Source organism: Lysinibacillus sp. NPDC059133 (assembly GCF_042755925.1).
In the GTDB taxonomy this organism is placed as follows: Bacteria; Bacillota; Bacilli; order Bacillales_A; family Planococcaceae; genus Lysinibacillus.
Map to the genome: position 1 here is coordinate 1 of NZ_JBHZDH010000089.1, position 12,206 is coordinate 12,206.

The 12,206-nt window shown below is 35.0% G+C and carries 12 protein-coding genes; 7 read left to right on the forward strand and 5 right to left on the reverse strand.

The window, feature by feature from the left end; translation table 11 throughout:
* Positions 1-376: 376 nt before the first annotated feature.
* The 5 genes from ACFXN8_RS25365 (at position 377) to ACFXN8_RS25385 (ending at position 4,084) form a co-directional block, all read left to right on the forward strand.
* Positions 377-538, forward strand: a complete 162-nt coding sequence (locus tag ACFXN8_RS25365; protein WP_376072122.1) for a YjcZ family sporulation protein — start codon at positions 377-379, stop codon at positions 536-538.
* Between the two features lie 517 nt (positions 539-1,055).
* Positions 1,056-1,628 carry a TetR/AcrR family transcriptional regulator gene (locus ACFXN8_RS25370; RefSeq protein ID WP_376072119.1) on the forward strand — a complete coding sequence of 191 codons (573 nt, stop codon included), beginning with the start codon at positions 1,056-1,058 and terminating at the stop codon, positions 1,626-1,628.
* Positions 1,629-1,645: 17 nt separating this feature from the next.
* Entirely contained in the window at positions 1,646-2,044 is a 399-nt protein-coding gene (locus tag ACFXN8_RS25375; protein WP_386848192.1) for a DUF5367 domain-containing protein, read from the forward strand.
* Positions 2,045-2,103: 59 nt separating this feature from the next.
* Positions 2,104-2,466 carry a VOC family protein gene (locus ACFXN8_RS25380; RefSeq protein WP_386848193.1) on the forward strand — a complete coding sequence of 121 codons (363 nt, stop codon included), beginning with the start codon at positions 2,104-2,106 and terminating at the stop codon, positions 2,464-2,466.
* 685 nt (positions 2,467-3,151) lie between these two features.
* A complete protein-coding gene (locus ACFXN8_RS25385; protein ID WP_386848194.1) occupies positions 3,152-4,084 on the forward strand; it encodes a C40 family peptidase in 933 nt (310 codons plus the stop codon).
* A gap of 113 nt (positions 4,085-4,197) precedes the next feature.
* On the opposite strand, the gene ACFXN8_RS25390 is transcribed toward ACFXN8_RS25385, so the two are convergent.
* Both ACFXN8_RS25390 and ACFXN8_RS25395 read right to left on the reverse strand, forming a co-directional pair.
* A complete protein-coding gene (locus ACFXN8_RS25390) occupies positions 4,198-5,583 on the reverse strand; it encodes a UDP-N-acetylmuramoyl-tripeptide--D-alanyl-D-alanine ligase (RefSeq protein WP_386848195.1) in 1,386 nt (461 codons plus the stop codon).
* 132 nt (positions 5,584-5,715) lie between these two features.
* A complete protein-coding gene (locus tag ACFXN8_RS25395) occupies positions 5,716-7,110 on the reverse strand; it encodes a UDP-N-acetylmuramoyl-tripeptide--D-alanyl-D-alanine ligase (RefSeq protein WP_386848196.1) in 1,395 nt (464 codons plus the stop codon).
* A 149-nt stretch (positions 7,111-7,259) separates the two neighbouring features.
* Between ACFXN8_RS25395 and ACFXN8_RS25400 the strand changes: the two genes are divergently transcribed.
* A complete protein-coding gene (locus tag ACFXN8_RS25400; RefSeq protein WP_386848201.1) occupies positions 7,260-8,465 on the forward strand; it encodes an ATP-grasp domain-containing protein in 1,206 nt (401 codons plus the stop codon).
* A 77-nt stretch (positions 8,466-8,542) separates the two neighbouring features.
* Here the strand turns inward: ACFXN8_RS25400 and ACFXN8_RS25405 are convergent, their stop codons facing one another.
* Positions 8,543-10,801, reverse strand: a complete 2,259-nt coding sequence (locus ACFXN8_RS25405) for a YheC/YheD family protein (protein WP_386848197.1) — start codon at positions 10,799-10,801, stop codon at positions 8,543-8,545.
* 100 nt (positions 10,802-10,901) lie between these two features.
* On the reverse strand, positions 10,902-11,333 hold the full coding sequence (locus ACFXN8_RS25410; RefSeq protein WP_386848198.1) for a hypothetical protein: 432 nt from the start codon (positions 11,331-11,333) through the stop codon (positions 10,902-10,904).
* Between the two features lie 217 nt (positions 11,334-11,550).
* Between ACFXN8_RS25410 and ACFXN8_RS25415 the strand changes: the two genes are divergently transcribed.
* On the forward strand, positions 11,551-11,829 hold the full coding sequence (locus ACFXN8_RS25415) for a hypothetical protein (protein WP_386848199.1): 279 nt from the start codon (positions 11,551-11,553) through the stop codon (positions 11,827-11,829).
* Between the two features lie 159 nt (positions 11,830-11,988).
* Here the strand turns inward: ACFXN8_RS25415 and ACFXN8_RS25420 are convergent.
* The coding region (locus ACFXN8_RS25420) for a hypothetical protein (protein WP_386848200.1) at positions 11,989-12,206 on the reverse strand (218 nt) is incomplete at its 5' end.

Here is a 12,206-nt window from a genome sequence, read left to right on the forward strand (position 1 = left end):
TACTATCTCTATTTGAGAGTCTTTTATTTTCTTCAAAAACGGAAGAAACAGAAAACAGAAAATTCAATTAAAATTTATGCGACGTTAGTGATAAAATTTATATAACCAACGTACTGAATTTAATTCAAAAATGATAAATATTAATACCATCTTGTTCAACTAACGGACTTTATTTCAATAAGAATAGGACTTGCGTTTATGATTAATCTTCGTATATGTAAGTCCTTTTGTTATGCTTCCCTTAACCACTCTTTTAGCTTCACACATGGCTCGAATGATGTTCATAACTGGATTTTTATGCCTCTAGAAATGGATGAACATCACGCCCCTTTTCTACAGTTAACATATTATATATTGTAGAAAGGAGGGGTTTTTTATGGGATACTACGGAAATATGGGGAACTTTAACAATTGTTATTCCTGTGGCTGTTACGGTGGCTATAGCCGCGGTACTGGTTCATCATTCGCTCTACTCGTCGTTCTATTCATTCTTCTAATTATTATTGGTGCTACTTTCATAAACAGAGAAAACTGTTAGCATATCAATACAAATCTACCAGCCTTTCGCACCTCTCTTATGACAAAGGGTCGCTACTACCTTGGTGACCCTTTAATAGTTTCATTCACCATATAGTTCAGTTATTTTTCAGTCCACATATCACATATATTATATACTTTGCTTTCCCGTTCGGATAATTGAATACCGATTGTTCGTCGCGTACTTCACGTAATACTGGATTTGCTAAGATTTGTTCATCAATTCTCATTTCACTTTAAATCTTCTTATTGTTACATGTTCTCGGCTGTTTACATAAATATTCGATATAATGGCCAAGCTCTTCGTTTTCTGGAAGTATTGCCGTGTAATCCCCAGTGTTATTTGCTCGGAACATCTTTGCTGCGTAAATAATCCATGATATGGCCGTTCCATAGTATCTAGTATTATGTTGTGCTTCTAGCATTTATCTGTTGTGAATCCACACTTGTAAATTAAGGAATATTTTGTTATTTTATAGTTAGTTATCCAACTAACTAATAAAAAGGAGGTGTAATAGATGGCAAAACCTACTGGTATCGAAAAGTCAGATTTATTAACGGCCGCTAAGAAAAGTTTAGTAGAAAAAGGGATTGAAAAATTCACATTAAAGGCTGTTGCTGAGCAAGCTGGTGTGACACAGGGAACTATTTATTATCATTTCAAATCAAAAGAGCAAATAATTCTCGAAATTGTCCAAGACATCTGTGAAAATTCTTGGAATGAGATATTGACGACTGATCAACAAATGATTCAATCTGCACTTCTCTCTGCAAAAAGTCGGTATGAAAACGATGCTTTTTATCATAAATTATTTTTCTCTTTAATCGTCTTTGGCTTTACTAACCCAACTATTAAACAGCAAATTGGACAAATCCTAGCGTCTGAAAATGAACATTTATGTAACGTTTTAGACAGATTATGGGATACATCACCAATTGATGGTGTCTCAGCAGAAACTTGGAGCATTTTTCTCAACGCCCTTATTGACGGTTTAGCCATACAAGTGATGATGCGGGACGATTTCGATGTAGATGCATTCTATCAACAATTAGAAAAAATCCTGCTGACACTGTATCGTCTAGGAAAATAATTTGAGGAGGAACCACAATGCCATTCTTTTTATGCTGGGGGTTTGCGATTTGGCTTGTAGCAAGTGCTGTATTCCGATTAATGGGGAATTACTTTTTTATCCTTGAAGAACCTTTATTCATGATAGCCGCTTATATTTTAGCTATTCCGCTCGTATGGATAGCGACAATACCTATTTATTCTTTGAAAAAGATAAAGGGTACAGAGCGATTACAGGCTGCAATCTGTATCGCATTACCTGGAATGCTCATCGATGCAGTCGTATTATTAGTTTTCGATAATGTTTTCCCGAATTTATCAGCTGATTTAGATCGTTATTTCGCCTCATGGCTTCTATGGGCCTATTCCCTAATACTTATTACTGGTTTTATTAAGGCTCCATTCGTGAGGAAAAATACGATTTATTCGTCAAATTAAAGGATTTAGCAATATTATCCTAGAAGTAATTATTGATTAGAATTAAGGGAGGAGAAAAAATGGTTATTGGCTTACATCACGTTCAAATAACAATTCCAAAAGGTGAAGAAGAAAAAGGGAAACATTTTTACTGTCAAGTATTAGGACTAAAAGAAATTGAAAAGCCTGATTCGCTTAAAGGGCGAGGTGGATTTTGGTTACAAGTCGGCAATAAAGAGGTACATGTTGGGACAGAGGATGGCTTTGATAGATTAACAACAAAGGCTCATATTGCCTATCAAGTTAAAAATATAGAACAGTGGAAAAAGGCATTAGCCGAGCATCATATCGAAATTTTCGATTCAGTTCCAATTCCTCATTTTGAACGCTTTGAATTTAGGGATCCATTCGGTAATAGAGTGGAGATGATTCAGGAAATTTAAATAGCAAAACAGTTGAATAGAACGTTTTAACAAAATGTCATCCAACTTTTTAATTTTATCGGAACACTTTTACGTTTTATCGACTAATTTTTTAGTTTTATCGACTAACTTTCACGTTTTATCACCCAACTTTTTAGTTATATCGACTAACTTTCGCGTTTTATCACCCAACTTCTGAATTTTATCGACATCTGCCTTCCAAAAGCAAAAAAAGATTTACACACAAAGCTGTCCGTTAAATCGTAGGCATAATGAGGGGTGGGAAACAGTTCGACGCTCGTTCCTAGTAGCTTAGAACGAAGCCCCCACTCATTATAAAGCTTCTCAATTAAGATCTTTGATCATTTTGTTTTCCAACCGTTATTTCTTGCTAGACCCCAAAGATGTGATTGTCGTTTCTCCTCCGTCATGTCTTTTAATGCCTCCTTCCACTGTTTAGAAATGCTTGTACTGCCTGCCCCTATTACCTTTCGTTTCTACAAATACTTCACCCAACTGAAACATTTGTAATAAAACTGTAAATTAAAGCGATGAAGCCTTTTATATCAGGTGTTTACAGCGAATTCCCATCCACTGTGGTAACAATTACCTCAAAGAAGCCCTACTTTTTCATGCTACGATTAATTCCAGTGGTAATCCAAATCAGGATTAATCCTAACAATAGCTTCAGGAGGAAATTAACAACATGAATAAACGATTTTTAACAACAACATTAGCATTGACGATCGGTTTTAGCACAGTGGGGATGGTACAACCAACTATTCACCCTATAGAAGTAGAGGCTGCAACAACAAATGCCCTGAATAACGCACAAGCAGTTAATACGAAAGCGGATCAACTAATTCAAACTGGAAAAAGCTTAATTGGTAAAGCGACATACAGTAATTCAGTATACAAGGCTACATATCCTTATAAGTTTTCTTGTGCTACATTTATCATGTACATTTTCGAGAAAAATGGTGTGGATATTGGGACTTATAATGAAGATTATATGATACAACAAGGAACATCTGTTAACAGAAATCAATTACAAAAAGGTGATTTACTATTCTTTAAGAGTAAAAAAACTGGGACAGACCCTGACCACGTTGGTATGTATATTGGGAACAATAAAATGATTCACATGGCTGATTCTAAACAAAATATTGTTATTTCTGATTTAAATAGCAAACCATATTATACAGATAATTATGTAGGGGCCCGTAGAGTATTACCTACATTACTTTCAGCTAATCCTGCTACGAAAGGCGATAAAATTGTTGAAAACGCCTTTAATTATAAAAATAAAGTAACGATGAGCTCTACTAATAATGAAGCAAGTCTTCGCTTTACAGCGCCAGGATATGTAGACTTTATCTATCGTAAGAGTGGAATTAAACTTGGTACAACCAATTTAAAGGAACTAATGAATGTTGGTACAACGGTTTCACGTGCCAATTTAAAAAAGGGAGATTTGGTGTTCTTCAATAGTGCTAAAGGCTCTAAAACCCCTTCACTAGTAGCTATCTATGCAGGAGATCAACGTATTATCATTCCAAGTTCTAATGGTATTACTACAAGAGTACTAATGGTTGACTATTATAAAGAGCATTATATTACAGCAAAACGTGTTTTTTAAGAAAATTTACTAGAATCATTTCAAATGCTTCAAATTTGAGATGATCAACAGAATTACATGTTTTATATTGTATATAGAAAAAGAAGCATTCCTTAAGGAAGCTTCTTTTTCTTTTATTTATTTTTTAACTGATTCGCAAATTCTATCATAGATTTGCTAGACATTGGACCTTTAATAAGTACAATGGTTTCACTATCGAGCTTATGCTTTAGTACATCTAAAACGCCTGTAACATCATTAAACATATGAACATCTGCCTTGGTGCCATCCTTCAACGCTTGATTCGCAATATTTTCTGCTCTTTTGCCAATAGTCATAAGCGTATCAATATTTCTTTTCGCGACCATTGTGCCAATCTCTCGATGATATTTTTCTTCGAAATTTCCTAATCGCTTGATGTCACCTAAAATAAGAATTACTTTTTTCCCTTTTCCTACCGTATCTAAAACCTTCAGTGCTGCTTCAACAGAAGTCGGGTTATTTGTCCAAGTATCATCTACTATAGTACATTCACCGATGCCCGTAGAAAATTCTAAGTGTCTTGCCATCGCTTTGAACGTTTTTAATTGCGAAATTGCAACAGCAATGGAAAGTCCCATTTCCTTTACGGCAGCTATAGCCGCTAATGCATTATATACTTGGTGTTCTCCGTATCCTGGGACAAATAAATTGTATTTGGCATTTGACACTTTTAGTACAAATTTCATGCCGCCTTTTGTGAATTGTATATTCGTAGCTTGATAATCTGCCTTTTCGTTGACGCCAAAGGTAATAATCTTTCCTTTAAATTTATTTAGGGGGATTTTTTTAATGTTTTCATCATCACCATTAATGATTAACGTGCCATCTTTTCTTATTCCTTCTACAATTTCAGCCTTTGCTTTGATATAGCCATCAAGATTATTGCATCCATCTAAATGATGGACACCAATATTCGTAATAATACCAATCGTAGGTTGATAAATCATACATTGGTGTTTAATATTCCCTATATTCCCCAGTCCTAATTCAAAGATAGCTGCTTTTGTTTTCTGATCGATGCCAGTCAAGTACGGTAAGGATTGTCGAGGTTCATTTTTACTGCTGACAGATGCTTGAACATTCCATTCCTTACTAGCTATGTGTTTAATCATCTCTTTTGTTGTCGTTTTACCACATGTTCCAGTCAAAGCAACGACTGGTATTTGAAATAGATCCCTGTAATATCCCATGAATTTCCAATAGGCGTGCAAAATACTCTTGACGCGTATAACGGTCGTATTCTTAAGCGCATTTTTCAATTCCTCTGATGATTTATCAGAAATGACTAGAGATGGTCCCTTTCGATCTATTTCTTGCCAGTTAATTTGATCACTTTTACTAACAAACATAAGTGTATGATTTTGAGTCAATTCATGTCGGTTATAATAAATTGCATGTTTAACAGACCAGCGTTCAGAACCGCTTATTAATTCTCCTTGTAATAATTTTCTTATATCGCTCACACTTATATGTTGCAAGTTAACTACGCCCCCTTTCTATAAAGTATATTTCTGAATAAATGAGTATCATAGTTTATGCATTTCTAACAATTGACTATAGATATGCTCATTCTAGTAAATGATGAAAAATAACATTTATTTAGGTGATATCTATTCGGAAGTAGATGATTTTTTTATTTTTAAATCATCTGCCAACTTAGAAATTTCTTTACTATACATATCTCCTTTAATGAAAAGAACCGTATTTTCATCTACAATCTCTTCTAACAACTTATAGACGCGCGTACTATTTTTAAAAATGTACACAGGTGAACTCAGTCCTGCCTCAATGGCATGAAGCGCCATAATGCTTGCATGTTCCCCTATCGTAATAAGTACATCGACCCCAATTTCACTAATTAATTCTCCCGCTTGTTCGTGAATTATATATCCCCAAGACCCTAAATCTGTTATCGTCCCAATAATGGCAATCGTTTTCTTACCTTCTCCGAGCGCTTTCAAAACCTTTAATCCTGCCTCCAAAGAAGTAGTCGTAATATTCCATGTATCATCTAATAATAAGGAATTATTAAAGCCCTTAAACACCTGAAGCTGCTTATTCAATTTTCGGAATGATGGCAGTTGTTCAGCTGCTAAAGAAATCGGCAAACCCATTTCATAAATAGCTGCAATCGCAGTAAGCGCATTATATACTTGATGCTCGCCAAAACCTGGTACATAGAATTCATAGCGTTTCTTTTTGTGACGAACGTTAAACAGCATACCATTTTTGTGGTAGCGAATATTACTTGCTTGAAAATCACAGGATTCATGCTTACCTACTTTAATAATGCGTCCTTGAAACTTCGATAAATCTATTTTACTTGAGTTGATATCATCAGCATTAAGGATTAAAGAGCCTGTGGGACTAATAATGTCCAGCATTTCACCCTTTGCTTGGATATACCCCTCTAAAGTTTTACAATAATTTAAATGATGTGCCCCTATATTTGTAATAATCCCAATAGTCGGCTTGAAATATTCCCCCGCAAGTTTGATGTCCCCCGGTGAACCAACAGCAGTTTCAAAAACGGCTGCGTCGGTATGATCATCAATATTCAGTAAATATTGTAAAGAAGCAGTTCTAGAATTACTACTAAGTGGCGTTGATGCTACATTTTTTTCTGCAGAAAGTATATGTTTGATCATTTCCTTCGTCGTCGATTTACCAGAAGTACCAGTAATGGCTACTACAGGGATATTAAATTGATTGCGATAAAAATCTACAAACTTCCAATAGGCCTCATCTGAATCTTCTACTTTAATAATAATTATTTGCTCAGGTATTTCATTTTGACTGTATAGTCTATCAGTTACAAGTACTATAGGATAAAGTGACTCAAAATCTTTCCAGTTGACAATACGCTTATTTGTAAAAAGGGCGGTATTTGGTCTTTTCACTTGCTTCAGTCGATATGCGCCATGTTGAATCAACACTTCCTCCGACCCTTGCACTAATTGGCCTGCAGTTATCGCTTTTAAATCCTGCACTGTAAGAGGCTTCATATCAATTTCCCCTCCTTTCCTCTCTAGTATATGTAACTTCTTAAAAGTTGCTTGGATGTATGCAAGATACATAACTAGAAGAAATCTATTTCTTCGCATATATATATAGTTGATTAAGTATCTAACGAACAATAGAAGGAGTGATATACCTGAAAACGATTATATTTATTGGCACAAACAAATCCGGGTCAAGTCGTGAAGCAACAAAAGCAGCAGAAAAACTAGGTTATTTTACCGTCCTTTTTACAAACAACGAAAATCAGCTACAGCAGAGAAAAGCCTACCCAGATATTCATAAAATGATTCTTATTGATACTTCGAATATAGAAGACATGAAAGATGAAATTTATAATTTAACTAAAACCGGGTTAGAAATAAAATCTATTGTTAGTTTTGTCGATCCTTTTGTTCATATTGCCTCAATTTTATGTGATGAATTTTGTGATAACTATACATCTTCAACAGCTATTGAAATGATGGAGGATAAAGAAAAAACTAGAAATTTTTTAAAGAACCAGCCTTATTCTCCTAAGTTTTATCTTCTCAAGCCAAATGAGTCCGTCTCTAACAACTTGGAATTTCCACTTATTGTGAAATCTCCAAAATCAACAGGCTCCAAAGATGTTTTGTTAGCAAACGACTCAGACCAACTGAAGAAACACTTGAGCCATCTGCGAAGCAAAAATCCTCGTGAAACAATAATGATTGAAGAATATATCGAAGGTCCACAATATTTAGTAGAAGCACTTGTCTATAAACGGCAAGCACATGTCATCGGTATTATTGAACAAGAAATTACTCAAGGTAAACGTTTTATCATTACTGGTTATGGTGTTCTTGTTAAAGCTCCTAAAGAAATTCAAACTGGTCTTGAGGAAGTTCTCCAATCTATTGTTAAAGCGTTTAACATCGAAAATGGTGCTCTGCATTTAGAGCTTCGTTTAACAAAGAATGGATGGAAGCTTATTGAGATTAATCCACGAATCTCAGGGGGAGCAATGAATACTATGCTTCACGCCGCTTTTGGATTTAATTTAGTGGAAGAAACACTTAAATTATTTTTAGGTGAACGCCCCAATATCAATCCAAAGCACAGAAAGTTTGTCTATACAAAATACGTCATTGTTGAAAGTAAAGGTATTTTAGAAAAAGTTCTTGGAAGAAATAGAGCAACGAATTTACCAGGAGTTGTGGATGTATATGTAAAGCCGAAAAGAGGGACATTGCTGACCCCTCCTTTATCGATGGGACATCGTTATGCATATGTAATTGCGGAAGGCGCAACATTAGCGGAAGCTAAAAATAAAGCCATTAACGCCGCAAAAGAAATAAAGTTCATTCTAAAAGTATCTTAGATTTAAAATACTTTCTGAAAAAAAAATAGCCCGAATAATTGTTTCCTTCAAAAGGTCAATTACTCGGGCTTTTTTATTTACTCTTGATATTTTTGATCTAAAAATTTAACCGTATCAAACATATTCGTTTTACTAGCACCCTTTACTAAAATGGTGTCGTGAGGTTTTATGATTTTCTCTAAGAGCGCATGCAATTTTTCTTTATCGAGGAAATGATAAATTTTAGCAGAGTCCATTCCTCTAGCCTGCGCTGCTGCTCCCATTTCCTCCGTTCTAAAACCATAAGTGATAAATAAATCAATGTCTTGCTCATAAATGTATTCGCCCAATTTACGATATTCCTCTTCTCTCAAATCCCCTAATTCTCGCATTTGACCAATAATAGCAATTTTACGTTTCTTCGCTATATTTGTAAGAACATCAATAGCAGCACGTACGCCCTGAGGATGAGAATGAACGGTATCGTCAATTAGTGTAATGTCATCGCGACAGTTATAAATTGTTAATCTTCTAGGTGGCTTTTTAAAATTTAGCCCCGCCTTAATATCTGCTGGACTAAAACCTAAATAATCTGCAACCGCAACAGCATTCAATGCATTGTAAACATGATGCTCCCCTAAAATGGGAATATACATGGCCATTTCCTGTCCTTGAAGCTTTATTTTAAAGGTCATACCGATGTCTTTATATTGAATATCATAAGCTTGATAGTCCGCTGTGCTATGAATACCTACTGTTAAGATTTTTCCTTTAAACTGCTGTGTCTCTAAATACTTAGAATTATCATCGTCCTTATTCAGGATTAATAAACCGTTTTGGTCCATGCCATGTATTAATTCCGATTTTGCCTTGGCCACTCCTTTAATATCTCCATCAAAGTTGCCCACATGAGCTAAACCGATATTTGTGATAATACTAATATTCGGTTGAATAATGCTACAGTGATTTGTTATGATACCTGGATAAGCCATCCCGTACTCAAGCACAACAGCCTCATGTGAAGCATTAATTTCTTCTTTATGTTTTTTCGTATGTTCTGTTGTATTCCAATAATCTTTTGACTCAAAGATATTCCATTTTACCGATAAAATAGAGGCTAGGAATGCTTTTGATGTCGTTTTTCCAGCACTGCCGGTAATCGCAATAATCGGTAAAGCCTTTTCTTCTGGTAAAGTTTTTTCTTCTGGCAATGCTTTTTCTACTGCTAATGCTTCTTCTACTAAAGATTCTTCTACTAAAGCCCTTTCTTCGGATAAATCCTTATTTTTCCTACGTTTCCTAATTTCCGTTTTAATTTGTTTCTGGTTCTTAGCAAGGTACATTGCATACCTTATAGTATTGATGACCACATCTAATTCTAAATAAAAAGCAGGAGGGCAACCTGGTCGCCAGTTCACTTCATACATCCAAATTTTTCTTTGTTCATCTAATCCTACATCAATGCCAATTTCATCAATAACTTCTCCAAATTGCGCCATCTGAATTTCATCTAAATGTTGAGCTAGTGTCAAGGAAAAATGCTCCAACATACGCCGTACATCATAGGCTTCTTCTTTAAATTCCTGCTCTAAAAAAGGATCCAAATAATTTGTATAACCACCATTGTTAATATTCGGTATAATCGAGCCATTTGGTGCAATTCGCGGATAAACCGTCGTTATAACCCATTCACCCTCACCATTTTTTTGAACATGTAGACGAAAATCATAAATTTGACCTGATTTTGTTTTTGATTGAATATAGGGCTGCACGATAAAGGTGCCTGTAGAAAGTTGCCCTCTAATTAACTCATCTAGCTGTGACTGTGTACAAAAAGTAGTTTCCCTATCCTTCTTTACCTCAAAGTTAGTTCTTCCTACTTTCGAAATAAAATAAATCCCTTTTCCCTTCCGTCCATCTATCGGTTTAAATACAACTTTTTTATAAAAAGCCATAAATTTATGGAGTAAATCAACATTTTCAACAACCTCAGATGGAATTAAATACTTATCAAATTCCTTTGCTTCTTTAAGTCGCTTCATAACATTCCATTTATTTCCTATAGAATGAGTTGTAAAAGGTATTTCCTTTTTCAATTTCTCAATAATGTCCTTTGATACCGATAATTTTTCTGGACTTCCTGCATTGTATATAACATCCGGAAAGGGCATCATTTTTTCATGCCAATCACCATTTTCATATACCTTTCCTCTAATGGAACGTTTATCAAAGTCAACGCTTTTTGGTGTAAAGTAAAAAAATTGAGCTCCTTCTGCTTGTGCAACGGCCGCAAATGCATATGACTTAAGAACAGTTCTAGGATCTAGCCGATGATGCAACATTCCAATAATTGTCATCCATTAATCTCTTCCCTTCATAGGATTCTCTCTCTAATAAATTCAGTGATACAACGGGCATATAGACAGATGCTCTAATTATTTGTAGTTTAAAATTTCATCACCATTTTGGCTCAATAATAAATTTCCCTTTTAACATGTCTGGCTTTAATAACTGAATTGCAGATATACCACTTAATTCAATGGATTTTTCTGAGGATGTTCGCTCTAATCGGACAACCTCTGCTATCAAATTCGTATCATGCCCTTCATAATCATAGGCTCGCAAAAGCGAAACAGTGCCTCGACAACTTTCTCTATCAATTGACTCTATGCGAAAAAACTCTGTTTCAAACTGCTTTACAGTATCCATTAGCCTTAAATGTGTACCGTTGTGTGTGATTAAAAAAAAGGGAATCGTATCACTTCCCGCTATTTTCACAAGCAGCTGACCAAAATATTTAGAATGAAAATCCTTTATCAAATCCTGGAGTGCTTTTATATCGTAGAGCGCTTCACATAGAAAATGGTTTTTTTTATGTTCATCATTCATTTCCCCAGCCCTCCTAAGTCTTAATGAGCTATTCATAAACATTGAAACAATTACAAAAATATTTAACACCTTCTCGCTATCATATGTAGCACTTAGGAATATGACGACTTTTTTCGTAAAGGAAACAGGGATTCTACAAAAAAGAAAAATGTCCATTTTGTTTTATTAAACGTCAAGTTATAAGCTGAAACTATATTAAATAGTGAATTCTTATTTAATGTCACACATTATATGTATAGAAATTGAAATAGATGGACTAGTAAAAAATATTAGCTTTATATATTATGTTGAATCAATTGCTAACTCTCCAACTAGAGATAACTTAATAAAATCGGACGGTAAGGTTTCCGAAGCTTCTGATCAATTTACTTTGCCAGACAGTCAATACACGGACGCTATTTATTATGGAGAATTTGACCTTGACAAAGTAACGAAAGAAAAAAAGCAAATATGTGAAGAGCTTCTACAACAAGTGACGTTGATTTGGGATAGATAAAGAGGAACTGATTTGTATCAAATATGGCAAGAAAATTAGAAAGAATATGTCATAGTTAGTTTAGTAGGAGATAATCTTTTTAAAGGGATTACTTTATAATAAACACCAAAAAGAGAAATTGCGCTGTGCAATTTCTCTTTTTGCTTGAACTGAAATTAATTATAACTCATCCTCGGTAACTTCATTATTTATTGCCATTTCCGTTTCCGTTGCCATTTCCATTTCCATTGCCGTTACCATTTCCGTTTCCATTACCATTTCCGTTGCCGTTGCCGTTTCCGTTGCCATTTCCGTTTCCGTTGCCATTTCCGTTTCCATTGCCATTTCCGTTTCCGTTGCCATTTCCGTTTCCGTTGCCGTTTCCGTTGCCGTTTCCG